Origin of the sequence: Brevundimonas sp. LF-1 (genome assembly GCF_037055305.1) — a bacterium.
GTDB classification, from domain to species: domain Bacteria; phylum Pseudomonadota; class Alphaproteobacteria; order Caulobacterales; family Caulobacteraceae; genus Brevundimonas; species Brevundimonas sanguinis.
The window spans coordinates 866,384-889,998 of record NZ_CP146349.1 but is presented as its reverse complement, the minus strand read 5'-3'; the positions used below and the strand labels follow the sequence as shown (position 1 = coordinate 889,998).

At 68.9% G+C, this 23,615-nt stretch carries 25 protein-coding genes, 1 tRNA gene and 3 pseudogenes; 21 read left to right on the top strand and 8 right to left on the bottom strand.

What is annotated here, in order from left to right:
* Positions 1-12 precede the first annotated feature (12 nt).
* From V8F63_RS04740 to dnaQ, 5 genes and pseudogenes are all read left to right on the top strand, one after another.
* Positions 13-180 (top strand): annotated as a pseudogene (locus V8F63_RS04740) (Maf family protein); the annotation flags it as partial.
* A gap of 73 nt (positions 181-253) precedes the next feature.
* Positions 254-550 (top strand): Maf family protein, encoded by a 297-nt coding sequence (locus V8F63_RS04735; RefSeq protein WP_392354656.1) that lies wholly within the window; start codon positions 254-256, stop codon positions 548-550.
* Positions 547-1,401, top strand: a complete 855-nt coding sequence (gene aroE, locus V8F63_RS04730; RefSeq protein WP_392354655.1) for a shikimate dehydrogenase — start codon at positions 547-549, stop codon at positions 1,399-1,401. Before V8F63_RS04735 ends, aroE begins: the two co-directional genes overlap by 4 nt.
* On the top strand, positions 1,398-2,039 hold the full coding sequence (gene coaE, locus V8F63_RS04725; RefSeq protein WP_392354654.1) for a dephospho-CoA kinase: 642 nt from the start codon (positions 1,398-1,400) through the stop codon (positions 2,037-2,039). Before aroE ends, coaE begins: the two co-directional genes overlap by 4 nt.
* A gap of 5 nt (positions 2,040-2,044) precedes the next feature.
* Positions 2,045-2,770: a DNA polymerase III subunit epsilon gene (gene dnaQ / locus V8F63_RS04720; RefSeq protein WP_025976420.1), complete on the top strand. Its 726-nt coding sequence runs from the start codon at positions 2,045-2,047 to the stop codon at positions 2,768-2,770.
* 153 nt (positions 2,771-2,923) lie between these two features.
* Here dnaQ and secB read toward each other — a convergent pair whose 3' ends face one another.
* Entirely contained in the window at positions 2,924-3,451 is a 528-nt protein-coding gene (gene secB / locus V8F63_RS04715; RefSeq protein WP_392354653.1) for a protein-export chaperone SecB, read from the bottom strand.
* A 255-nt stretch (positions 3,452-3,706) separates the two neighbouring features.
* Between secB and timA the strand changes: the two genes are divergently transcribed.
* The 4 genes from timA (at position 3,707) to V8F63_RS04695 (ending at position 7,236) form a co-directional block, all read left to right on the top strand.
* Positions 3,707-4,324: a TIM44-related membrane protein TimA gene (gene timA / locus V8F63_RS04710; RefSeq protein ID WP_253121021.1), complete on the top strand. Its 618-nt coding sequence runs from the start codon at positions 3,707-3,709 to the stop codon at positions 4,322-4,324.
* Positions 4,324-5,310 (top strand): MltA domain-containing protein, encoded by a 987-nt coding sequence (locus tag V8F63_RS04705; RefSeq protein ID WP_392354652.1) that lies wholly within the window; start codon positions 4,324-4,326, stop codon positions 5,308-5,310. The genes timA and V8F63_RS04705 overlap by 1 nt, the downstream gene beginning before the upstream one ends.
* Positions 5,205-5,444 (top strand): 3D domain-containing protein, encoded by a 240-nt coding sequence (locus tag V8F63_RS04700; RefSeq protein WP_392354651.1) that lies wholly within the window; start codon positions 5,205-5,207, stop codon positions 5,442-5,444. The genes V8F63_RS04705 and V8F63_RS04700 overlap by 106 nt, the downstream gene beginning before the upstream one ends.
* Before the next feature lie 103 nt (positions 5,445-5,547).
* Positions 5,548-7,236, top strand: a complete 1,689-nt coding sequence (locus V8F63_RS04695) for an amidohydrolase (protein WP_392354650.1) — start codon at positions 5,548-5,550, stop codon at positions 7,234-7,236.
* A gap of 4 nt (positions 7,237-7,240) precedes the next feature.
* Here V8F63_RS04695 and V8F63_RS04690 read toward each other — a convergent pair.
* Positions 7,241-8,753, bottom strand: a pseudogene (locus V8F63_RS04690) (helicase HerA-like domain-containing protein).
* Positions 8,754-8,993: 240 nt separating this feature from the next.
* Here V8F63_RS04690 and V8F63_RS04685 point away from each other — a divergent pair.
* The 9 genes from V8F63_RS04685 to V8F63_RS04645 all read left to right on the top strand — a co-directional run bounded on the left by V8F63_RS04685 (position 8,994) and on the right by V8F63_RS04645 (position 17,344).
* The gene (locus V8F63_RS04685; RefSeq protein WP_392354649.1) at positions 8,994-9,341 is read left to right on the top strand and encodes a hypothetical protein; all 348 of its coding nucleotides are present in this window, start codon (positions 8,994-8,996) and stop codon (positions 9,339-9,341) included.
* Complete coding sequence (locus V8F63_RS04680; RefSeq protein ID WP_392354648.1) at positions 9,338-9,490, top strand: hypothetical protein; 153 nt, start codon at positions 9,338-9,340, stop codon at positions 9,488-9,490. The genes V8F63_RS04685 and V8F63_RS04680 overlap by 4 nt, the downstream gene beginning before the upstream one ends.
* Positions 9,487-10,023 carry an AI-2E family transporter gene (locus tag V8F63_RS04675; RefSeq protein ID WP_392354647.1) on the top strand — a complete coding sequence of 179 codons (537 nt, stop codon included), beginning with the start codon at positions 9,487-9,489 and terminating at the stop codon, positions 10,021-10,023. Before V8F63_RS04680 ends, V8F63_RS04675 begins: the two co-directional genes overlap by 4 nt.
* 420 nt (positions 10,024-10,443) lie before the next feature.
* Complete coding sequence (locus V8F63_RS04670; RefSeq protein ID WP_392354646.1) at positions 10,444-10,863, top strand: hypothetical protein; 420 nt, start codon at positions 10,444-10,446, stop codon at positions 10,861-10,863.
* Positions 10,864-10,940: 77 nt separating this feature from the next.
* Positions 10,941-11,162, top strand: coding sequence for a hypothetical protein (locus V8F63_RS04665; protein WP_392354645.1), 222 nt, complete (start codon positions 10,941-10,943; stop codon positions 11,160-11,162).
* A gap of 74 nt (positions 11,163-11,236) precedes the next feature.
* Positions 11,237-15,304 carry an NAD-glutamate dehydrogenase gene (locus V8F63_RS04660; protein WP_392354644.1) on the top strand — a complete coding sequence of 1,356 codons (4,068 nt, stop codon included), beginning with the start codon at positions 11,237-11,239 and terminating at the stop codon, positions 15,302-15,304.
* Between the two features lie 254 nt (positions 15,305-15,558).
* Positions 15,559-16,026, top strand: a complete 468-nt coding sequence (locus tag V8F63_RS04655; RefSeq protein ID WP_253120874.1) for a universal stress protein — start codon at positions 15,559-15,561, stop codon at positions 16,024-16,026.
* 5 nt (positions 16,027-16,031) lie between these two features.
* Positions 16,032-17,000 (top strand): gluconolaconase, encoded by a 969-nt coding sequence (locus V8F63_RS04650; RefSeq protein WP_392354643.1) that lies wholly within the window; start codon positions 16,032-16,034, stop codon positions 16,998-17,000.
* Positions 16,970-17,344 carry a hypothetical protein gene (locus tag V8F63_RS04645; protein ID WP_392354642.1) on the top strand — a complete coding sequence of 125 codons (375 nt, stop codon included), beginning with the start codon at positions 16,970-16,972 and terminating at the stop codon, positions 17,342-17,344. Before V8F63_RS04650 ends, V8F63_RS04645 begins: the two co-directional genes overlap by 31 nt.
* A 22-nt stretch (positions 17,345-17,366) precedes the next feature.
* Here V8F63_RS04645 and V8F63_RS04640 read toward each other — a convergent pair.
* Positions 17,367-18,595 (bottom strand): annotated as a pseudogene (locus V8F63_RS04640) (argininosuccinate synthase).
* Between the two features lie 187 nt (positions 18,596-18,782).
* Positions 18,783-19,982 (bottom strand): methionine adenosyltransferase, encoded by a 1,200-nt coding sequence (gene metK, locus V8F63_RS04635; RefSeq protein ID WP_392354641.1) that lies wholly within the window; start codon positions 19,980-19,982, stop codon positions 18,783-18,785.
* Between the two features lie 243 nt (positions 19,983-20,225).
* On the opposite strand from metK, the gene V8F63_RS04630 reads away from it, so the two are divergent.
* The 3 genes from V8F63_RS04630 (at position 20,226) to V8F63_RS04620 (ending at position 21,820) form a co-directional block, all read left to right on the top strand.
* A complete protein-coding gene (locus tag V8F63_RS04630) occupies positions 20,226-20,678 on the top strand; it encodes a Glu/Leu/Phe/Val dehydrogenase dimerization domain-containing protein (RefSeq protein ID WP_392354640.1) in 453 nt (150 codons plus the stop codon).
* A complete protein-coding gene (locus tag V8F63_RS04625) occupies positions 20,567-21,487 on the top strand; it encodes a Glu/Leu/Phe/Val dehydrogenase (protein WP_392355032.1) in 921 nt (306 codons plus the stop codon). Before V8F63_RS04630 ends, V8F63_RS04625 begins: the two co-directional genes overlap by 112 nt.
* Before the next feature lie 108 nt (positions 21,488-21,595).
* Positions 21,596-21,820, top strand: coding sequence for an oxidoreductase (locus tag V8F63_RS04620; protein WP_392354639.1), 225 nt, complete (start codon positions 21,596-21,598; stop codon positions 21,818-21,820).
* A gap of 55 nt (positions 21,821-21,875) precedes the next feature.
* On the opposite strand, the gene V8F63_RS04615 is transcribed toward V8F63_RS04620, so the two are convergent.
* The 4 genes from V8F63_RS04615 to hemC all read right to left on the bottom strand — a co-directional run bounded on the left by V8F63_RS04615 (position 21,876) and on the right by hemC (position 23,594).
* A tRNA-Thr gene (locus V8F63_RS04615) sits at positions 21,876-21,951 on the bottom strand.
* Positions 21,952-21,998: 47 nt separating this feature from the next.
* Entirely contained in the window at positions 21,999-22,574 is a 576-nt protein-coding gene (locus V8F63_RS04610) for a uroporphyrinogen-III synthase (RefSeq protein ID WP_392355031.1), read from the bottom strand.
* The gene (locus tag V8F63_RS04605; RefSeq protein ID WP_392354638.1) at positions 22,517-22,693 is read right to left on the bottom strand and encodes a hypothetical protein; all 177 of its coding nucleotides are present in this window, start codon (positions 22,691-22,693) and stop codon (positions 22,517-22,519) included. The genes V8F63_RS04610 and V8F63_RS04605 overlap by 58 nt, the downstream gene beginning before the upstream one ends.
* Before the next feature lie 4 nt (positions 22,694-22,697).
* On the bottom strand, positions 22,698-23,594 hold the full coding sequence (gene hemC, locus V8F63_RS04600) for a hydroxymethylbilane synthase (protein WP_392355030.1): 897 nt from the start codon (positions 23,592-23,594) through the stop codon (positions 22,698-22,700).
* Positions 23,595-23,615: the final 21 nt, after the last annotated feature.

The window sequence follows — 23,615 nt, the reverse complement described above, 5'->3', positions numbered from 1 at the left end:
GCGCGCCGGGCCATGCTGGAAAACGCCGGCGTGCCCTTCGCCGTGCAGGTGGCCGATGTGGACGAAGACGCCCTGAAGACCCCGGGCGTCGATCCGGCTGAACTGGCGGTTGAACTGGCCCGGGCCAAGGCGCTGGCGGTGTCGCGTCAGGACCCGGAGGCCTGGGTGCTCGGCGCCGATCAGACCCTGGCCTTTGACGGCGGGCTGGTGTCCAAGGCCCCGACGCTGGCGGCGGCGCGCGCGCCTGTCGGCCATGCGCGGCCGCTCGCACCACCTGCATTCGGGCGCGGCTCTGGCGCACAAAGGCCAGATCGTCTGGAGCGGGCTGGACACGGCCGAAATGAAGGTCCGCGCCTTCTCCGACGCCTTCCTCGACGCCTATCTGACGGCGGAAGGCGAAGGCCTGCTGGCCTGCGTCGGGTCCTACCGGCTCGAGGGGATGGGGGCGCAACTTTTTGACGCAGTGCGCGGCGACTATTTCACTGTTCTCGGATTGCCGTTATGGCCCGTCCTCACAGAGTTGAGGCGTTCGGGGGTCATTGGGTCATGAAGATAGAAACGGAACCGGCGGTCCGTCCGGCCCGCATCACGGGGCAGGTCCGGCTGGGCGGGGTCGTCGGCAATCCGATCGGCCACTCGCTGAGCCCGATCCTGCATAACGCCTGGCTTGAGGCGGCGTCGGTCGACGGCTCCTATGTCGCCTTCCAGCCGAAGGACCCCAATGGATTCCGCACCCTGGTCGCCGCCGGGCGCGCGGGCCTGATTCAGGGGCTCAACGTCACGGCGCCGTTCAAGGAACAGGCTTTCGCCCTGGCCGACGACATCGCCCCGGCGGCCAAGGCGACCGGTTCAGCCAACATCCTGGTGTTTGAAGACGGCCGGGTCCGGGCCGACAGCGCCGATGGGGCCGGCGTGCTCTACGCCCTGGCGGAGCAGGCGCCGGCTTTTGAGCTGAACGGCGCCCATGTCGTCATGCTGGGCGCAGGCGGCGCCGCTCGCGCGGTTGCGGGCGCCCTGGTTCAGGCCGGGGCGCGGCTGTCGATCCTGAACCGCACGCGCAGCCGCGCCGAAGCCCTGGCCGCCGATCTGGGCGCCGCGGTGGCGGTCGCCGAGGACGAAGGGGTGCTGGCGGTGGCCGATCTGGTCATCAACGCCCTGAGCGCGCCGCCGACCATCGACCTCAGCGTCCTGAAGGCTGACGCGGTCGTGATGGACATGACCTATAAGCCGGTGCTCACGCCCTTTTTGGCGGCGGCGCAGGCGCGAGGGCTGATCACGGTCGACGGCCTGGCCATGCTGATCGGTCAGGCCGGACCGTCGTTCGAGGCGATTTTCGGCGTTCCGCCTCCGCCGCTGGATCTGCGCGCCGTGGCTATGGCCCATCTGGACGACGCCGCATGATCGTTTTGGGGCTGACCGGCTCCATCGGCATGGGAAAATCGACGACGGCGAAGATGTTCGCCGACGAAGGCGCGGTGATCTGGGACGCCGACGCCGCCGTTCATCGGCTCTATGGGCCGGGCGGAGCGGCCGTGGCGCGGCTGGCGCAGGCCTTTCCCGGCGTGGTCGTGGATAACGCTGTCGATCGGGTGCGGCTGGCCGAGGCTCTGGGGCGCGACGAGACCGCCTTCCAGCGACTGGAAGCCATCGTCCATCCCTTGGTCGCCACGGACCGCGCGCAGGCGCTGACGGCCGCGCAGGCGCAGGGCGCGCGTCTGGCGGTCGTGGACATTCCCCTGTTGTTCGAGACGGGCGGCGACGCCGCTGTCGACGCCGTGGTGGTGGTCACCGCCGAACCCGAGGTGCAAGCCCAGCGCGTTCTGTCCCGACCGGGCATGACGCGCGAGCGGTTCGACGCCATCGCGTCGCGCCAGACGCCGGACGCCGAAAAGCGCGCCCGCGCCGACTTCCTCATCGACACGGGGCGAGGTCTGGAGGCGGCGCGCGACCAGGTGCGCCGGATCGTGGGGACAGTCCTGTCGCCGTCGTGGACGCCGCCGCGCGGCGCTCTTTCGTTCGGGGCCGATCCCCGGCATTAAGGGGCATGGCTCGCGAAATCGTCCTCGATACTGAAACCACCGGCTTCGATCCCAAGACGGGCGACCGGCTGATCGAGGTGGGCTGTATCGAGATCGAGGACCTGCTGCCGACGGGGCGGACTTTTCACCGCTTCATCAACCCCGAACGGCTGATCCCGCCCGACGCCATCAAGGTGCACGGCATCACCGACGACAAGGTCAAGGACGCGCCCAAATTTCATGAGGTCGTCGACGACCTGATGGAGTTCCTGGGCGATGCGCCGCTGATCGCGCACAACGCCAACTTCGACCGCAACTTCATCGACTTCGAGATCGGCCGCATCGGCCGCAAGCCGCCGCCGCAGGACCGTTGGATCGACACCCTAGCCCTGGCCCAGAAGCGGTTTCCGGGCATGGCCAACTCGCTGGACGCCCTGTGTAAGCGCTACAAGATCAGCCTGGTAGAGCGCACCCTGCACGGCGCCCTGATCGACGCCCGCCTGCTGGCCGAGGTCTATCTGGAGCTGCGCGGCGGCAAGGAGCGGGCGCTGGACCTGACCTCGACGCGCGGCGGTCCTGCGGAGACCGCGGTGCGCGCCGCCTATGGCGCCCGGCCGCGCCCCCTGCCCTCCTTCGTCACAGCCGAGGAAGAGGCGGCGCACCTCGCCTTCCTCAAGGCGACGATCAAGGACTTCAGCCTGTGGGCGGGCTATGGCGTGTCGGTCGAGATAGAGACCGAAGAAGCCGCCTGACTGCATGCGCCCCACGAAAAAGGGGCGCCCTTTCGGACGCCCCTTCCCCGTAAATCGTCGCTCAAGCAGCAGGACGCCGCGCGTCCTGCGATAGCGATCAATCTTGTCGCTCAAGCAGCGAGGCGCCGCGCGCCTCGCGCTAGCGACCCTTTATCAAGCCTGGCCCGTTTCGGCCGGCGCGCTGGCGATTTGCTGCTGGCGGGCGAGGTAGATGGCGGCGAAGTCGATCGGGTCGACCATGAAGGGCGGATAGAAGCCGCCGTCCGCCGTCGCCTGCGCGATGATCTGGCGCGCGAAGGGGAAGAGGTAGCGCGGGCATTCGATCAGCAGCAGGGGCTCGATGTCCTGGGGCTGGACGCCCTGCAGGGCGAACAGGCCGCCGTAGAGCAGTTCCACGTGAAACACCGGCGACTTGTCGTCGGCCGTCGCCTTGATCGACAGCTTCAGGTCCACTTCGAACAGGCCGTCCGGGCGGCCCTGGGCGTTCATTTCGACGCCCATGTCGATGGCGGGCTTGCCGTCGATGCGCAGGCTGTCCGGCGCCTTGGGGTTTTCGAACGACAGGTCGCGGACGTATTGGGCCAGGATGCGGAAGCCCGGGCCTTGCGGCTGGCCGTCCTGCGGCTGGGCTTGGTCGGGCGTCTGGCCGTTGGCGTCGGCGGGCGGCGTGGCGTCGGTCATGGGTATGGAAACCGTCTTGCAGAAATGAGGCGTCCCGCTCGTTCGTCGAGCAGGCGTGAGGGGCGGCGGTAGCATGGCGAGACCCTGTGTCGCAACGTCGAGACCGGCGTTCGCCCCCTGCTTCGCCTTGCGCCCGCCCGGATCGACCCCTAATCACATTGTACGCCCAGCCCTTTCGCTTGGAAGGCGAGCCCGCCGGGCTCCTCCTGACGTGCGACAGGCGGCCTGACTAAAATCGAGGAACCCACCGTGCCGGTGACCTTTCAGATCGTGATCTTCGCCGTTATCGCGGCGGTTCTGCTGTTCCAGCTTTATAATGTGCTGGGCAAGAAGGTCGGCCGTCAGCCGGAGGACAATCCGAAACCGATGGCGGTTCCGGCGGCGCTGGGCGGCGCGGCCGAGGCGCCCCGGGGGCCGGCTGTCGACCCGGCACTGACGGCGGCGATCGCCGGGCTGAAGGCGCGCGATCCCAACTTCGACCCGCACCGGTTCCTGGAGGGCGCGCGTCAGGCCTATGAGACCATTGTGGGGGCCTACGCCAAGGGCGACCGGGAGGCCCTGCGCCCGCTGCTGACCGACAAGGTCATGGGGTCGTTCGAGGCGGGCATCGCCGCCCGTGAGGCGCGCGGCGATATCGAGAGCGCCGAGCTGGTTCACCCTCCGCGCGCCGATCTTGAGCTGGCCACCGCCGAGGGCGATCGCGCCCTGGCCAAGGTGCGCTTCCTGGCCGAGGTGCGCGGCTCGCTGACCCCCTCGGGCGGCGAGACCGTCACGGAAGAACGCCGCACCGCTGAAATCTGGACCTTTGAGCGCCGCCTGGGGGCGTCCGACCCGAACTGGGCCCTGGCCCGCGTCGAGCCGGCCGCCGCCTGATGATCGCCCGGTCCGCGTCCCTCGATCAGACGGGCGCGGCCCGTTCCCCTACGGCTCCGCTTTCGTGGGCGGGCGTTGCGGCCCTGAGCCTGCTGGCGGCGGCCTGCGCCTCTACGCCCCGCCCGATTCCGACCCCCGGCCCCACCCCGCCGGTCGACTGGCCGACCCTGCCGCCGGTCGCGGGCGCGCTTAATCTGGCGGCCCTGCCCGGCTGGGCCGAGGAAGACCATCTGGCGGCCCTGCGCGCCTATGCCGCCGGTTGCGGCCCGTCGCGCATCGCGGTCGAGACCTGCCGCGACGCCCGCGCCTTGGTCGACCGCGCCAACCCCAGCGACGCCCGCGCCTTCCTAGAAAGCCGTTTCGCGGCCACCGAGGTCCAGACCGACGACGGCGGACGCGGCCTGCTGACGGCCTATTTCGCCCCTGAATATCCGGCTCGCCGCACGCCAGACGCCGAGTTCGACGCGCCGGTGCTCAGCCGTCCGGCCAATCTGTCCAGCGTCGGCGACCGCGCCGCCATCGAGGCCGGCTCGGCCCAGTCGTCGGTCCTGGCCTGGATGAAGGCGGAGGATCTGTTCTTTCTGCAGATCCAGGGCTCGGGCACCCTGACCTTCCCCGACGGCGCCCGTCTGCGCGCCGCCTACGCCGCCGACAACGGGGCGAAGTTCGTCGGCATCGCCCGCCCCATGGCCGACGAGGGCCTGCTGCCGCGCGACGGCACGTCCGGCGAGGCCATACGCGCCTGGCTGGCGGCCCATCGCGGTCCGGAGGCGCGCCGCGTGATGGCGCTGAACCCGCGCTACATCTTCTTCACCACCAAGCCTGATGACGGCGACGAGGCGACGGGCGCGGCGGGCGTGCCCTTCCCGCGCGGCGCTCGGTGGCGGTGGACCCGTCGCGCTGGACCTATGGAGAGGCGGCCTGGATCGAGGCCGACGGCGGCAATCTGCGCGGCGCCCGCGCCAGCTATCGCGGCCTGGTCATGACGCTGGACACCGGCTCGGCCATTCGCGGCCCGGTGCGTGCGGACCTCTATATCGGCCGGGGCGATGCGGCGGGGCACGAGGCGGGCGCGGTGCGCCACCCCTTGCGCATGTGGCGCTTGATCCCGCGCGGCTAGGAACCTCTCGATATCGCGGCGGGTTGCTAACACAGGCGTGGACGGGGGTCAGGAGAGCGTCATGAGACAGGCTGCTGCATATGCGATGGATCGGCGATTGTTCATGACGGGCGCCGTCTCGGGAGGCCTGGCGCTCGGCGGCCTTGCGCAGGCTCAGACGGCCGCGACGACGATCTTCCACGGGGGCTCCATCCGCACCATCGACGATGCGCGACCGACCGCTGAGGCCTTGGCGGTGCGCGGCGCCGCTATTGTGGCGGTCGGCTCGCTGGAGGAGGTGCAGGCCGCGGCAGGGCGCGCCGCGCGCCGGGTCGATCTTGACGGGCGGACCCTGCTGCCCGGTTTCTTCGATCCGCACGGCCATGTCTCGATGGTGGGATTGCAGGCCCGCTACGCCAACCTCCTGCCGGCGCCTGACGGCGAGGGGAACGACATCGCCGCCCTGCAACGGATCACGCGCGATTGGATGAACCGTCATGCGGCCCTGGTCCGTGACACGGGCTTGGTGATCGGCTTCGGCTATGACGATTCCCAGCTGCAGGAGCGGAGGCACCCCACACGGGACGAACTGGACGCCATATCCGACGCCGTGGCGGTGCTGTTCCTGCACCAGTCGGGGCACCTGGGCGCGGCCAACGGCGCAGCCCTGGCCGCCGCGGGGGTGGGGCCGGACCCGGCCGACCCGCCCGGCGGCGTGTTCCGGCGCAAGAACGGCTCGCGCGAGCCGGACGGCGTGTTGGAGGAGACCGCCCTGTTCGCCGTCATGGGCGCCCTGTTCACGCGACTGGACGCCGAAGCCAACCGTCAGATGATCGTCGAGGGCGCGCGCTACTACGCCCGTTTCGGCTACACCACGGCCCAGGACGGCCGCTCGTCCACAGATACCTGCCGCATGATGGCGGGCCTGGCCGAGGCGGGCGCCCTGCCCATCGACATCTTGTCCTTTCCCGACATCCTGACCTCGACCGACGTCATGGCCACGCCTCTGTACCGGCGAAATTACGAGGGCCGTTTCAGGATCGGCGGGGTCAAGTTGACGCTGGACGGCTCGCCGCAGGCCAAGACGGCCTGGCTGTCCCAGCCCTACTTCGTTCCGCCCGAGGGCCAGCCGGCCTCCTGGCGCGGCTATCCGGCGGTGACGGAGCAACAGGCGCTGGACGCCATCGACCTGGCTTTCGCCAACGACTGGCAGATTGAAGTCCACGCCAACGGCGACGCGGCCATCGACCTGATGATCGCCGCCGTCCGCGAAGCCAGCCGCAAGCATGGCGCGCGCGACCGCCGACCGGTGCTGATCCACGGGCAGACGACGCGGATGGATCAGCTTGACGACCTGAAAGCTCTGGGGATCGTCCCCTCCTTCTTCCCCATGCACACCTTTTACTGGGGCGACTGGCACCGGGATTCCGTGCTGGGGCCGCGGCGGGCCGAGTTCATCTCGCCCTGCGGCTCGGCCTGGCGGCGCGGGATGCGCTTCACCAGCCACCACGACGCGCCGGTGGCCAATCCCGACGCCCTGCGCGTGCTGTCGGCCACGGTGACGCGCCGCACCCGCTCGGGCGACATCCTGGGGCCGGACGAGCGCGTGCCGGTCGAGGTCGCCCTGAAGGCCATGACCCTGTGGGCCGCCTGGCAGCATTATGAGGACGACCGCAAGGGTTCGCTGGCGCCGGGCAAGCTGGCGGACATGGTGCTTCTGGATGCGGACCCGATGACGATCGATCCCGACCGGCTGGCCGGGATCAAGGTCACGGACGTCTATAAAGACGGCCGCCCGGTCGAACTGAGCTAGGTTTTTAGCGCTTCTTCAGACTGCCCAGCACGCCGCGCAGCAGTTCGCGGGTGATGGTCGATCCGGCGGTGCGCAGCACGGATTTGGTCAGGGCTTCGACCGGGGTCTGCCGGTTGGACGGCGCGCGGGGACGGGGCGTGGCCGGAGCGCGCGGAGCCGGCGCCGAACGCGCGGCCTTTTGCGCCGCCTTAGCCTCTGCGGCGGCGGCGGCCGTTTCGGCTTCAATACGGTCGGCCTGGGCGCGGCGGGCCTTCAGCACCTCTTCGGCCGACTCGCGGTTGATCGCCGTGTCATAGACGCCGCGCACCGGGCTGGCGGCCATGGTCGCGGCGCGTTCAGCCTCGGTCGCCGGGCCGAGGCGCGAGTCGGGCGGACGGATCTTGGTCCGGGCCACCACGGTGGGGGCGCCCTTCTCATCCAGAGTTGAAACGAGCGCTTCGCCCACGCCCAGCGCCTGAATGGCCTCGGCCGTGTCGAAGGCGGGATTGGTGCGGAAGCTCTGGGCGGCGGCGCGCAGACCCTTCTGTTCTGCGGGGGTATAGGCGCGCAGGGCGTGCTGCACCCGGTTGCCCAACTGCGCCAGGACGCTGTCGGGAATGTCGGCGGGGTTCTGGGTGACGAAATAGACGCCGACGCCCTTGGAGCGGATCAGCCGCACCACCTGCTCGACCTTTTCCAGCAGACCCTTGGGCGCGTCGTTGAACAACAGGTGCGCCTCGTCGAAGAAGAAGACCAGTCGCGGCTTCTCCGGGTCGCCGATCTCGGGCAGCTGCTCGAACAGCTCGCTCAGCAGCCACAGCAGGAAGGCGGCGTACAGGCGCGGGCTGTTCATCAGCCGCGTAGCATCCAGCACGTTCACCTGGCCCCGGCCGTCCAGGGCGGTGCGCATCATGTCCTCAAGCCGCAGGGCCGGTTCGCCGAAGAAGGCCTTGCCCCCTGCTGCTCCAGCTGAAGCAGAGCCCGCTGGATGGCGGCGATGGAGGTCGGCGAGACGTTGCCGACCTCGCGGCCGATCGCTTGAGCGTTCTCACCGACATAGGCCAGCAGGGCCCGCAGGTCCTCCAGGTCCAGCAGCAGAAGACCTTCCTTGTCGGCGACGTGGAAGGCGACGGTCAGCACCCCTCCTGCACGTCGTTCAGCTCCAGCATCCGGGCCAGCAGCACCGGGCCGACGTCGGAAATGGTGGCGCGGATCGGGTGGCCCTTCTGGCCGTACAGGTCCCAGAAGACGACGGGCGCCGACCTGCCGTTCAGCGTCAGCCCCATCTTGCCGGCCCGTTCGGCGAACTTGTCGAGCCCGCCGTCCTGGCTGATGCCCGAAAGGTCGCCCTTCACATCGGCGCAGAAGACCGGGACGCCCGCTTCGGAGAAGCCTTGGGCCATGATCTGCAGGGTGACGGTCTTGCCGGTGCCGGTGGCGCCCGCCACGACCCCGTGGCGATTGGCCCGGTTCAACAGCAGGCGCTCGGGCGCGCCCTCAAAGGACTGGCCGAGGAACAGGGCGGGGGCGTCGGTCATCAGCGGGTCTCCTGCGTGGCGAGTCATGCTTAATCGACCGCGCCGCCGCTGCAAGGCGGAACCTCGGCGGTTTACAGCGATTGACGCGGGTTCAAGCCAGCACGACAGTCCCGCCATGAAGCTTCCGATCACCGTCAATCATTCTTCGCCGGCTTCCACTGCGGTGGTGTTGATCGCCGTCGTGGCCGCAGGAGCGGCCCTCTATTGGCTCAGGGACATCCTGACCCCCTGGCCATGGCCATGTTCCTGATGATCATGATCGACGGGGTGAAGCGGGCCATCGAACGCCGCACGCCGATCCCGCCGCGCTTCGCCGGCGCCGCAGCCCTGCTCGTCGTGGTGCTGGGCTTCCTGTTGTCGATCTGGATCATCGTCGACGGCGCTGCGGGCTTCTTCACCGACGCCTCGGGCGTGGCGGGCAGCATCGGCCCCCGTATCGACCAGATCAGCCGCGACGTGTCCGCCCTGGTCGGGTTCAGCGACCCTCCGACCCTTCACGACATGATCGCCGGCATCGACGTGCGCGGCTGGCTCACCAGCGCCGCCTTTCAGGTTCAGGGGCCGCGACCGGCGCCTTCTTCGTCATGATCTATCTCGGCTTCCTGCTGGCGTCTCAGGCGGGCTTCCGAAAGAAGATGGTCGGCATGTTCCCCGAACGCGGCCCGCGTCAGGAGGCGCTGGAAGTGTTCGAGCGCGTGCGCAGCGGGGTCGAGGGTATCTGTGGGTCCAGGCCGTGACCGGGGCCATGATCTGCGCCGTCGCCTGGGTGCTGATGCGGGCCGTGGGGCTCCAGAACGCGGAGTTCTGGACCTTCGTCATCTTCATCATCGGCTTTATCCCGGTGCTGGGCGGCGCGGTCGCAGGCTGCGCCCCGCCCCTGTTCGCCCTGGTCCAGTTCGAAAGCTACTGGCCGGCGGCGGTCCTGTTCGTCGGGCTTCAGGTGCTGCTGTTCGTGGTCGGCAATCTGGTGCAGCCGCGGATGCAGGGCGACAATCAGAACATCGACCCCATCGTCGTGCTGCTGGCCCTGGCCTTCTGGGGCAAGCTGTGGGGCGTGGCGGGGATGTTCCTGTCGACGCCTCTGGCGGTGATGGCCATGGCCATCCTGGCCGAGTTCAAGGGGTCGCGCTGGATCGCCGTCCTGCTGTCGGGCGACGGCGAGCCCTATGCCCGCAAACCCGGCAAGGAAAATCAGCCAAAGGGCGGTTCTTCCTGGCTCGGAGGGATTTTGGGCCGCGACGTCCCGCCGCAGGATAGAAGCCTGAAATAATCCTTCAATTGTCCTTGAAAGGCCGCAATCGCCGCCTATCTCATCCTCACACGACGCGGCCCTCCCCCCCCTCCCGGGCCGCGGCGTCTGAGGCCGGCGCTTCCCCTCCCCTCCTGAGCGCCGGACCGAGCAGGCCGTCGGACATCGTTCGACGGCCTTGTTCGTTTCTGGGGCTAGGTCGACACTCTGCCGTCGGGCGGGTTCCGTCAGAAGATGGCGGAAATGGGGCTTTTGCTGCTGCGCTGCGTGGGGGTGGCTCGCAAAATCGTCCACAACTGGGCCTCTTGCGCCACATGGTGCGCTGCACACTGAAAATCCATGCGTTTCGGGGCTCAAGCGGCCTAGCCGTTCTCGCCGGGCGCGCTAAGGTGCCGCGGTTTTCCCCAGCGGTTTTCCACCGCGCCGTTTGAGACTGTCGTCATGTCCGCTGCTTCGCGCATCGTTCCCGCCGTTCCCGCTGACTTGGGAGCGCTGGAAGCGGCCTATGCGCGGATTGCGGCGCCGCCGGGAGCGCCCGAAAAGGCGCTGCTGGCTCAGGCCTTCGACGACTACGCCGCCGATGAGACGCCCGAACTGGGCGGCGACGATCTGGCGGTCCTGCTGGCGGGCGCCTGGCGCGGCGCCCAGGCCCGCAAGGCAGGCGAGCCCGCCCGCATCACCGTCGGTCCTCTGGTCGACGAACACGGCGTCAACACGGGCTATGATCAGGTCCTGATCCTGCAGGACGACGGCCCCTTCCTGGTCGACAGCGTCCTGGGCGAACTGGCTGAGGCGGGCGTCACCGTCCGCGCCCTGTTCCACCCGATCGTCGAAGTCGAGGCCGGACGCCGCGACTCCTGATCATCGTCGTCATCGACCCCCTGCCGCAGGAGCGCCGCGACGCCCTGGGCGAAGGCCTGGCCGCGGCTCTGGCCGACGTGCGCGCCGCCGTGCGCGACCACGCCGCCATGCTGGAGGCGATGGGCGCCGAGATCGCCCGCCTGGAAGCCCATCCGCCGGTGGGCGTGGCCGCCGAGGTGCTGGCCGAAAATCTCGCCTTCCTGCGCTGGGTCAAGGACGACCACTTCGTCTTCCTGGGCGCGCGCCAGTACGACTATCCGCGCGGCCCCGACGGAACCTATGAGGCCGAGGCGCCCTGAACCAGTCCACCGACGGTCTGGGCGTCCTCAGCGACCCCGAGCGCCGCGTCCTGCGCCGCGCCAATGAGCCGGCCGTGCTGACGCCCGCCATGCAGGCCCAGCTGAACGAGAGCGAGCCGGTCACGGTGGCCAAGGGCAATATGCGCTCTCGCGTGCATCGCCGCGCCTATATGGACTACATCGGCGTCAAGCGTTTCGACGATCAGGGCCGGGCCGTGGGCGAGACGCGCTTCGTCGGCCTGTTCACCCATGAAGCCTACGACGTCATGGCCCATGAGGTGCCGCTGCTGCGCCGCAAGGTCGAGAACGCCCTGGCCCGCGCCGACAAGGCGCCGGGCAGCCACAACCACAAGCGTCTGCGCACCATCCTGGAAAACTATCCGCGCGACGAGCTGTTCCAGATCGGCGAGGACGAGCTGCTGGATACGGCGCTGGGCATCCTGCACCTGTATGACCGCCCGCGCATCCGCCTGTTCACGCGCCGCGATCCGTTCGACCGGTTCGTCTCGGTGCTGTGCTTCGTCCCGCGCGAGCGCTACGACGCCGGCCTGCGCCAGCGTATCGGCGCCATCCTGGCCCAGGCCTGGGGCGGCCGGGTGTCGGCCGCCTATCCGCAGATGTCGGACCAGCCGCTGACTCGCGTCCACTACATCATCGGCGTGACGCCGGGCGAGCATCCGGTCCCCGACCTCAAGGCGCTGGAAGCCGAGGTGGCCGAGGCCGGCCGCAGCTGGATCGACCGCTTCGAGCGCGCCCTGCGCCAGGCCGGGGTGGACGAGGCCGCCGTCGGCCCGACCAGCGCCCGCTGGGCCGAGGGCTTCGGCGTCGCCTTCCGCGACCGCTATGACGCGGCCGAGGCCGTGGCCGATCTGGAGCAGTTCGACCGTCTCAACGACGGCGCGGCCGCCGATGGCGTCCACGCCGAGCCTGTAGCGGTGCGCGCCTTCCGCACCGCCGACGAGACCAACCTGCAGTTCCGCTTCAAACTGTATCGTCGCGGCTCGGCCGTGCCGCTGTCGGACGTCCTGCCGATCCTGGCCGACATGGGCCTGAAGACGCTGGAGGAATCCGACCACGTGGTGCGCACGATCGGTCAGGAGCCGATCTACATCCACGACTTCCTGCTGGAAGACCCGCGCGGCGCCGACCTGGTGTTCGCCGATCTCAAGACCCCGTTCGAAGAGGCCTTCAAGGCCGTGTGGAACGGCCGCACCGAAAGCGACGGCTTCAACCGTCTGGTGCTCGAGCTGGGCGTCGACTGGCGCGAGGCGGCCCTGATCCGCACCCTGGCCCGCTATCGCCAGCAGACCGGTCTGGACCCGTCGCAGGCGGTGCAGGAAGCGGCCCTGCGCGAATATCCCGACGTGGCCCGCGCCATCCTGTCGCTGTTCAAGGCCAAGTTCGACCCGGCCCACGGCGGTTCGGTGGCCGAGCGCGAGGCTTCGGTCGCCGAACTGGACGCCAAGATCGAGACCCTGCTGCAGGACGTGAAGAGCCTGGATCACGACCGCGCCCTGCGCCGGATCGCGGCCCTGATCGACGGGATCAAGCGCACCAACTTCTATCAGCTCGACGCCGAGGGTCATCCGAAGGCGCACATCTCGATCAAGATCGCCGGTCAGGAACTGGCCGACCTGCCCCTGCCCAAGCCGTTCCGCGAGATCTTCGTCTGGGCGCCGCACATCGAGGGTTCGCACCTGCGCTTCGGCCCGGTGGCGCGCGGCGGCCTGCGCTGGTCGGATCGTCGCGACGATTTCCGCACCGAGGTCCTGGGTCTGGTGAAGGCCCAGCAGGTCAAGAACTCGGTCATCGTCCCGGTCGGCTCCAAGGGCGGCTTCTATCCCAAGCAGCTGCCGGTCGGCGGCACGCGCGAGGAAATGCAGGCCGAGGCCATCCGCGCCTATAAGACCTTCCTGTCCGGCATGCTGGACATCACCGACAACATCGTCGGCGACGCCGCCCCGGTGCGCCCGGCCAATGTCGTGGCCTGGGAAGGCGACGACCCCTATCTGGTCGTGGCCGCCGACAAGGGCACGGCGACCTTCTCGGACATCGCCAACGGCGTCAGCCAGTCCTACGGCTTCTGGCTGGACGACGCTTTCGCGAGCGGCGGTTCGGCCGGCTATGACCACAAGGAGATGGGCATCACCGCGCGCGGCGCCTGGGAAGCGGTCAAGCGCCACTTCCGCGAGGTCGGCAAGGACATCCAGACCGAGCCCTTCACCGTGGTCGGCGTGGGCGACATGTCCGGCGACGTCTTCGGCAACGGCATGCTGCTGTCCAAGGCGACCAAGGTCGTGGCCGCCTTCGATCACCGCGACATCTTCATCGACCCGAACCCGGACCCCGCCCGGTCGTGGGAAGAGCGCAAGCGTCTGTTCGAGACCCCGCGCACCAGTTGGCAGGACTATGACAAGAGCCTGATCTCGGAAGGCGGCGGCGTCTTCTCGCGCTCGGCCAAGTCGATCACCCTGACCCCGCAGATCAAGGACCTGCTGGATATCGAGGCGGACACGGTCGATCCGGTCACCCTGATGCAAGCCATCCTCAAGGCCCGCGCCGAACTGCTCTACTTCGGCGGCATCGGCACCTACATCAAGGGTTCGGGCGAGACCAACCTGCAGGTCGGCGACAAGGCCAACGACGCCATCCGCGTCAACGGCGGCGACATCCGCGCCCAGATCATCGGCGAAGGCGCCAACCTGGGCATGACCCAGCTGGGCCGCATCGAGGCGGCGCGCGCGGGCGTGCGTCTGAACACCGACGCCATCGACAACTCGGCCGGCGTGGACTCCTCCGACCAGGAGGTGAACATCAAGATCCTGCTGGGCGGCGCCATCGCCTCGGGCCACCTAAAGGCCGAGGACCGCAACGCTCTGCTGAAGTCGATGACCGACGAGGTGGCGCACAACGTCCTGCGTCACAACTACGACCAGACCCTGGCCCTGACCCTGCAACAGGCCGAAGGCGCCGCAGCGCTGGACGCCCAGCAGGCCTTCATGCAGCACCTGGTCTCGATCGGTAAGCTGAACCGGGCGGTGGAATATCTGCCCGACGACGCCCGCATGGCCGAGATGAAGCTGCAGGGCCAGGCCCTGTCGCGGCCGGAACTGGCGGTCCTGACCGCCTATTCCAAGCTGGAACTGTTCGACGAGATCGTCGCCTCGGCGGCGCCGGACGACGCCTTCTTCGAGCGGATGCTGGTCGACTACTTCCCCACCCCGCTGGCCCAGTTCGAAGAGGACATGAAGGGTCACCGCCTGCGTCGCGACATCATCGCCACCGTGCTGTCGAACGAGATCGTCAACATGGCCGGGCCGACCTTCCCCGACCGCCTGCGGGCGGCGGCGGAGTGCGACACCGCCGCCATGGTCACGGCCTTCGAGACCGCGCGCCACGTCTTCCGCCTCGATGAGGCCTGGAAGGCGGTCGAGGCCCTGGACCTGAAGATCCCGGCCGAGGCTCAGACGGCCCTGTATCAGGAGATCGCCCTGGTCCTGCGTCGCCAGACCTTCTGGCTGGCGCGCCGCGCGGCCCGCACCGAGACGACGGTCGGCGGCATGATCGCCGCCTATCAGCCCGCCGCCGACGCCCTGCGCGCGGCGGGCCCCGCGGTGCTGTCGCGTTATGAGCACGCCCGCTACGAAGACCGGGTCCAGACCTTCATCGGCCTGGGCGCGCCCGAAGAGCTGGCCCGCGACATCGCCATGCTGCGTCCGATGGTGGCCACGGCCGACATCGGCGACCTGGCGAACGAGCTGGGCTGGGACGCCCCGGCCATGGCCCGCGTCTATCACCAGGTCGGCGCCGCCTTCGACTTCGACCGCCTGCGCGTGGCGGCCGGGTCGGTGCCGTCGGCCGATCACTTCGATCGCCTGGCGGTGCGTCGCCTGATCCAGGACCTGATGACCGAGCAGCAGCAGCTGACCCGCGCCGTGGCCAAGGCCTCGGCTCAGGCGGCGGGCGTCGGCCAGGAAAGCGCGGAACAGGCGGTCGACGCCTGGATCGGCGCCCGCATGGATCAGGTGGAGGCCCTGCGCGGCTCGGTCGACGAGATCGAGACCTCGGGCTCCGGCTGGACCTTCGCCAAGCTGACCATTGCGAATGGAGCGATCCGCGAGGTGTTGGCTTCGGCTTCCTAAGTGGTGATGACGCCGGGCGAGAGCCCGGCGTCACGCGCTACGCTCGCGAGGCGGTCGCTCGCCGGTTGAACGCCTTTTTGGCGCTATCGCTCGCCGCGCGGCGGCTCGCTGCTTGAGCGCTTTTTGGAGCGCGATCATTCGCTGCGGCAAATCAGGGCCCGTCCGTTTCGTCGTGTGGCGAGGCGGGCGGGCCTTGGCGTTTGGGGCGGGGTCGGTTTAGGTGGCGCCTTGCTGTTCAGTGAACCGGAGGGCCCATGCCCAGGAAGTTCCTCGTCGTCGTCGACGACAGTCCCGAGCTGGGCGCCGCCCTGGCCTACGCCTCGCGCCGTGCGCGCTCGACCGGGGGCCATGTCGTGCTGCTGCGCGCCCTGCCCGGCGGATCGGACGAGCACTGGTCCGGCGTCCGCGATGAAATCCGCCGTCAGCAGCGCGAAGAGGCGGAAGGCCTGCTGACCCGGCTGGGCGAGAAGGTCGCCGAAACCTCGGGCGCCCCGCCCGTCTATCTGATTGAGGAGGGCGATCCCCAGGCCGCCATCCGAAAGGCCGTCGGCGACGACCCCGACATCAAGATCCTGATCCTGGCCGCCGGGGCCAATGGGCGCGGTCCCGGCCCGCTGATTTCGGCGGTGCTGAAACAGGGCGCCGCCTTCACCGGCCGAAAACTGCCCGTCACCATCGTGCCCGGCGAACTGACCGACGAAGAGATCCAGGACCTGGCCTGACCGTCATGAAAATCCGTCTGATCGCCGCCGCCGTCCTGTTGTCGCTGGCGGCGTTCGCGCCTGACGCCCGGGCGCAGTCGGGGGCGCAGTCGGGGGCGCGAAGCTATGCGCTCCAGGGCGACTGCGACGGCCGCCCCGCGACGCAGGTGCGCATGGCGCCGGGCTATTGTCTGGGGCTGGTCTGGCAGGGAGCCGGGCAGGACGGTCCCCGCATGCCGCGCGGCCTGATGCCGCTGGAGGGCGGCGACTGGCTGGTCACCGATCTGGGCGCCTGGGAGGCGGACAAGGGGGCGGTGTGGCGGCTGTCGTTTGCGGCCGACGGCGCGGCGCGCTGGCGGCGGCTGGCGGGCGGGCTGTCCATGCCGCACACGGTCAAGCGCGGGCCGGACGGGCGCATCTATGTGTCCGAGATGAACCGCATCCTGACGCTGGACCCCGACGCGGCCGATGCCCAGGCCAGCGTCCGTACCGTCATCGGCGACCTGCCGGACAACCGGCTGCACGACAACCGTCACCCGCTGTCCAGTTTCGTCTTCGACGGAAACGGCGACCTGCTTGTCAATGTCGGGGCGCCCAGCGACCGCTGTCTCGACGCGGCGGGCAAGCCGAAGACGGATACGCGCGGGGCCTGCGTCGAGGACGCCGCGACGGCGCAGGTGCGGCGCCACGTCTATCTGGGGAACGGCCGCTGGGCTGAGGACAGCACCGTCTTCGCCTCAGGCTTGAGGAACTCCATCGCCCTGGTGCGGCACCCGTCAGGGACGGTGCTTCAGGCCGAGAATTCGGTCGATCTGGAGACGCCGGATCATCCCTATGACGAGATCAACGTCCTGACGCAGGGCGCCATTACGGCTGGCCCTACTGCGTCGATCTGGCCACGCCCCTGCCCGGCTGGCCTGCGCGTCAGGCGCGCTGCAATGAGCGCGAGAAGCCGATCGCCCTGTTGCCGCCGCACGCGGCGCCGCTGGACCTGATCTATTATGAGGGAGCGATGTTCCCCGAACTTCAGGGACGACTGCTGATGACCTGGCACGGTTTCCGCCGCACGGCCGGTCGCGTCGTGGCGGTCGAAACGGACGAGGCGGGGCGGCCCCTGACCGATATCGGCGGGCGCTACGCCATCTATCCGCGCGGCGCCCTGCCCTACCCCGCCGGGGCGCCCAGCGTGAACGGCAAGGTGCTGACGCCGGGCTGGGACAGGATCGCCGGCCGCCACCCGCGCGGCTCTCCCGTGACGATGGCGACGGCGTCGGACGGCTCCATCTGGGTCACGGATGACAGAAGCCGGGCGATCCTGAGAATCGCCCGGCCCCGGTAGGCTTGGGTTTTAAGAGGGCGGCTCAGCCCTTCTGGCCGTCCCGCTTGGCCAGGACGCGCAGGCGAAGGGCGTTCAGCTTGATGAAGCCTTCGGCGTCCTTGTGGTCATAGGCCTGGACGCCTTCCTCGAAGGTCACCAGATCCTGATCGTACAGGCTGTTGGGGCTCTCGCGGCCGATGATGGTCACGTTGCCCTTGTAGAGCTTCACGCGGACCGTGCCCGAGACCTTCTGCTGGCTGTGGTCGATGGCGGCCTGCAGCATCTCGCGCTCGGGGCTGAACCAGAAGCCGTTGTAGATGAGCGAGGCGTATTTCGGCATCAGCTCGTCCTTCAGGTGCATGGCGCCGCGATCCAGCGTGATCGACTCCATGCCGCGATGGGCGGCCAGTATGATCGTGCCGCCCGGGGTCTCATAAACGCCGCGCGACTTCATGCCGATGAAGCGGTTCTCGACCATGTCCAGACGGCCGACGCCGTTATCATGACCCAGCTGGTTCAGCTTGGTCAGCAGGGCGGCGGGCGACAGGGCCTCGCCGTCGATGGCGACCGGGTCGCCCTTTTCATAGGCGATGGTGATGATGGTCGGCGTGTCCGGGGCGTCTTCCGGCGCGATGGTGCGCTGGTGCACGAACTCGGGCGCCTCGACGGCCGGGTCTTCCAGCACCTTGCCCTCGGACGAGGAGTGCAGAAGGTTGGCGTCGACCGAGAAGGGCCTCGCCGCGCTTGTCCTTGGAGATCGGGATCTGGTGCTTCTCGGCGAAGTCCAGCAGGGCCTCGCGGGACTTGAAGTCCCACTCGCGCCACGGGGCGACGACGCGGATGTCGGGCTCCAGCGCATAATAGCCCAGCTCGAAGCGGACCTGGTCGTTGCCCTTGCCGGTGGCCCCGTGACAGACGGCGTCGGCGCCGACCATGCGGGCGATCTCGATCTGGCGCTTGGAGATCAGCGGACGGGCGATCGAGGTGCCCAGCAGATACTGGCCCTCATAGACGGTGTTGGCGCGGAACATGGGGAAGACGAAGTCGCGCACGAACTCTTCGCGCAGGTCGTCGATGAAGATGTTCTCGGGCTTGATGCCCAGCTTCAGCGCCTTTTCCTTGGCGGGAGCGAGGCTCCTCGCCCTGGCCCAGGTCGGCGGTGAAGGTCACCACCTCGGCGTTATACTCCGTCTGCAGCCACTTCAGGATGATCGACGTGTCCAGCCCGCCCGAATAGGCGAGGACGACTTTCTTGGGGGCGGGCTTGCTCATCGGTCGGGAATTCCTTTCAATAGGATGCGTATCGGCGCATTCGGCGCGCTTAAAGGACCAGACGCGCCGCGATGCAAGGGCATGATTGCGGCGCCGCGTCCCGAACCGCCGCTCTAAGCAGAAAGGGCGCCGCGAGCCAGCCCGCAACGCCCCTGTTTCCAGCTGGATTTTCAGCCGTTTATCGGTCTCAGGCGGCCAGGGCTTTGAGCGCGTCCACGAGGTCGGTCTTTTCCCACGAGAAGCCGCCGTCGGCGTCCGGCGTCCGGCCGAAATGGCCATAGGCGGCGCTGCGGCGATAGATGGGCCTGTTCAGGCCCAGATGCTCGCGGATGGCGCGCGGCGAGGCGCCGCCGATCAGCTTGGGCAGTTCGCGCTCCAGCACCGCCTCGTCAATCTTGCCCGTGCCGTGCAGGTCGACGTGGACCGACAGGGGCTTGGACACGCCGATGGCGTAGCTGATCTGGATGGTGCAGCGGTCGGCCAGACCCGCCGCGACGACGTTCTTGGCCAGGTAGCGGCAGGCATAGGCGGCCGAGCGGTCCACCTTGGTCGGGTCCTTGCCCGAGAAGGCGCCGCCGCCGTGCGGGGCCGCGCCGCCGTAGGTGTCGACGATGATCTTGCGCCCGGTCAGGCCGGCGTCGCCGTCAGGCCCGCCGATGACGAAGGTGCCGGTCGGGTTGATGTGCCACTCGGTCTCGGCGGTGATGAAGCCGTCCGGCAGCACCTGTTCGACATAGGGCTTCACGATGGCCGCGACCTGGTCTTGGCTCAGGTTCGCCTTGTGCTGGGTCGAGACGACGATGGAGGTCGCGCGCACCGGGCGGCCGTTTTCGTAGTGCAGGGTCACCTGGCTCTTGGCGTCGGGCTCCAGGCCCGGCTCCTCGCCCGAGTGACGGGCCTCGGCCAGGGCCTTCAGGATATTGTGGCTGTAGGCCAGGGTGGCCGGCATCAGTTCCGGCGTCTCGTTCGAGGCGTAGCCGAACATGATGCCCTGGTCGCCCGCGCCCTCGTCCTTGTCCTCGCCGGCGTCGACGCCCTGGGCGATGTGGGCCGACTGCGGGTGCAGGTGGTTCTGGAACTGCAGCGTCTTCCAGTGGAAGCCGTCCTGTTCATAGCCGATGTCGCGCACCACGCCGCGCACCGTATCTTCGATTTCCTGTTCGACGCCGGGGGCCCAGTTGCCCGCCGTATCCATGATGCCCTGGCCGCGGATTTCGCCGGCGATCACCACCAGATTGGTCGTCGTCAGGGTTTCACAGGCCACCCGAGCCTCGGGGTCCTTGGATAGAAACAGGTCGACGATGGCGTCCGAGATCTGATCGGCGACCTTGTCAGGGTGGCCTTCCGAAACGCTCTCGGAGGTGAAGAGGAACGACGAACGGGCCAAGGCAGGCTCCTGCGTGACGACAATGTCCTCAGACATATAAAGATATGCTTATACGTGCAAGACGGCATCTGTCCTGACGACCAGGCGTCTCCCGCCGCCTTTTGCCGGGCGTGAAGCGTCTCGCAGACGCACACGAACTATTGCGCTGCAGCATTTGATGTGGCAGCAAAATCCTTTCTGGGTCAAAAAACGGGCTCGTTTCCACGATGGGAGCGACCTTGTGCCTATATATTTGGAACAAACATGCCGAATCCAAACATCCTAGACGCGGCCCTGACCCGCCTCGACGAGGCGGCGCGCCACGTGCAGATCGATAGCGATGTGCTGGAGAAGCTGAAATATCCGCGCGAGACGATGAAGGTCCGACTGTTGATCCGCATGGACGACGGGTCGCGCAAATCCTTCCTCGCCTGGCGCTGTCGCTATGACGACACGCGCGGCCCCACCAAGGGCGGCATCCGCTTTCACCCGGCCTCCACGGCGGAGGAGGTCGAGACCCTGGCCTTCTGGATGACGGTGAAGTGCGCCGTGACCAACCTGCCCTACGGCGGCGGCAAGGGGCGGTGCAGGTCGATCCCAAGAGCCTGTCCAAGGCCGAGCTGGAGCGGCTGTCGCGCGCCTATGTCCAGGCCTTCGCCGGCATCATCGGCCCCGACCGCGACATTCCGGCCCCCGACGTCTACACCAACGCCATGATCATGGGCTGGATGGCCGATGAATACGCGTCCATCCAGGGTCAGGCGGCGCCCGCCGTCATCACCGGCAAGCCGATCGCCCTGGGCGGTTCGGTGGGGCGCGAGGACGCCACGGCGCGCGGCGGCTTCTACCTCACCTGCCACCTGACCGAGCGGCTGGGGCTGCCGACCGAAGGCCTGCGCGTGGCGGTTCAGGGCTTCGGCAATGCGGGCCAGCACGCGGCGCGCCTGTTCCGCAGCATCGGCGCCAAGATCGTCGCCGTGTCGGACTCGGGCGGCGCCGTTCACGCGGCCTCCGGCCTCGACCTGGACGCCCTGTTGGCGGCCAAGGCGGCTGGCCAGTCGGTGGTTCAGGCTGAACACGGCGGCAAGGTCATTTCGCCGGATGAACTGATCGCTGTCGAATGCGACGTCCTGGCCCCCTCGGCGATGGAGGACATGATCCACGACGGCAACGCCGCCTCGGTTCAGGCCAAGGTCGTGCTGGAGCTGGCCAACGGCCCGATCATGCCCGAGGGCGACCGCATCCTGGCCGAAAAGGGCGTGATCGTCCTGCCGGACATCCTGGCCAATGCGGGCGGGGTGACCGTGTCCTATTTCGAATGGGTCCAGAACCGCCAAGGCTACTACTGGACGCTGGACGAGGTGCAGTCGCGCCTCAAGACGATCATCGAGACCGAGGGCGACGCCGTGTGGTCCATCGCCGAGGACAAGAAGGTCACCTTGCGCACCGCGGCCTACATCCACGCCCTGGGGCGTCTGGCGGGCGCGATCGAGGCGCACGGCACCCAGCAATTCTTCACCAGCTAGGTGGCCTTCAGCCGCAGGTTTCGGTTTCTCCAAAGCGTCGCACTTCCAACCGCTTCCCTGTCATCAGTCTTCGGCAAGGGACGGCGAGTGAAGGTTGGGAGTGCGCCGATGGACGTCTTCTACTGTCTGATCCACACGCCCGAGGCGATCACGCCGGAGCTGTGCGTCCTGTCGGGCGCCACGGAGATCGAGGCCGTGCGTGGCGTCAATGAAGTCGCGCGCGACTGGCCGCGTCTGGAGCGCATAGACCTGTATCGCGGCAATCACGAGGTCCGCAGCTTCGCGCCCAGCGACCTCGTCCCTACTAGCCCCATCCGCGCCCTGGCGGCGTGACGGCCAAACGGCCGCCGCAAGGCGTGAAGGCGGTTGCATAGCGGTGAATGGAGAGTGGTGCCGCTTAGGTGACTCGAACACCTGACCCCCTCATTACGAATGAGGTGCTCTACCAGCTGAGCTAAAGCGGCCCCGGCGTCGTCCGCGTATGGAGGCGCGAGCGAGCGAGGAGGGCTCTTTATACGGGCGCGGCGGGCTTGCCAAGAGCCGATAGCATCGACGGTTCATCGGGCGCTGCGGCGATGCGGATTTGCGTGAAATCAAAGGGGCGTAGGGGCGCGGCGGCCGCGTCGGAAATGCAGACGGCCAGGCGGCCGGATGAGGCGGCGCGGGGCAGGTCGGTCGCCAAGGCGCGGGCGGCGCGTGGGGAATGCAACATGACCGCGTCGAAGGCGCCGGGCGCGGGCGCATGCGTCTCGAAGGCGGCGTAGACGGGCAGGCGCTGGACCGGGCGGTCGGGCAGCAGGGCGGGCAGGTCGCCGGCCGGCTCGCGTGCGCCTGGCGCTAGCAGCGGGCCGGGCGGGGCTTCGGCGGCGATCAGGCGGGCGAGGGCGTGGATGTCGCCGGCGGCGGAGCGCACGTCGGCGAAGCCTGCGGCGCGGGCGGCCTCGGCGGTGGCGTCGCCGACGGCGAAGACGGGGTGGTCGCGAAAGCGCGGGATCAGGGGAGCGAAGGCCTCGACGCCGTTGGGGCTGGTTAGGGCGAGTACGGCGACAGCGTCGGGCGGGGGCGCGGCGTTGAGCGCGCCGGGCAGGGGGCGAGCGTCAGGAGCGGGACGACCACGGGCTCGAAGCCCAGCGCCGTCAGCCGGTCCGCCGTGCGGGCGGCGCCCGGCTCGGCGCGCGTGACCCAGACGCGGCGGATCGGCGTCACGGCTCTAGAGCGCGATCTTTTGATCGCCGGCCACGGCCTGGACCTGGCCGCCGAGATCGAGACCGAGGGCGCGGGCGGCGGAAAGGTCGGCTTGGGTCAGGTCGGCAGGGGCGGCGATCTCGCCTGAGCGCGTCCAGCGGCCCGACCCGTCGGGGCTGAGCATTTCGGTGCTGAGATGCAGGCGGCCTTCCGCGATGTGGGCGTAGGCGCCGATGGCGGTGCGGCAGGAGCCTTCCAGCGCGGTCATGGCCCCGCGCTCGGCGGCGACGCAGAGGGCGGTGGGCGCGTGGTTGAGGGCGTGGGTCCAGGCGGCGTTCACGTCGTCCTCGCGCGTCTGCAGGGCCAGGGCGCCCTGGCCCGGCGCGGGCAGGAAGGCGTCCAGTGGCAGGCGCTGGCGGATGACTTCGCCCAGGCCCAGGCGATTGAGGCCCGAACAGGCCAGAAGGATGGCGTCGAAGTCGCCGTCGCGCAGACGCTTCAGCCGGGTGTCGACGTTGCCGCGCAGCATCTCGATGTTGAGGTCGGGGCGCAGGGCCACCGCCTGGGCCTGACGACGCAGGGATGCGGTGCCGAAACGGGCGCCCTGGGGCAGGTCGGCGAAGGTCGCGTAGCGCTCGCTGATGAAGGCGTCGCGGGGATCTTCGCGCTCGGGCACGGCGGCGATGGCCAGGCCGGGCGGCTGTTCGGCAGGGACGTCCTTCATGGAGTGAACGGCGACGTCGACGCGGCCGTCCAGCAGGGCCTCCTCGATCTCCTTGGTGAACAGGGCCTTGCCGCCGACTTCCAGCAGGCGGCGGTCCTGGATGCGGTCGCCGGTGGTGACGATCTCGACCAGGGGGACAAGAGTTTCGATCTCAGCCTCGGGCACGCCCAGGGCGCGGCCGATGGCGCGCTGCATCATGCCGGATTGGGCCAGAGCCAG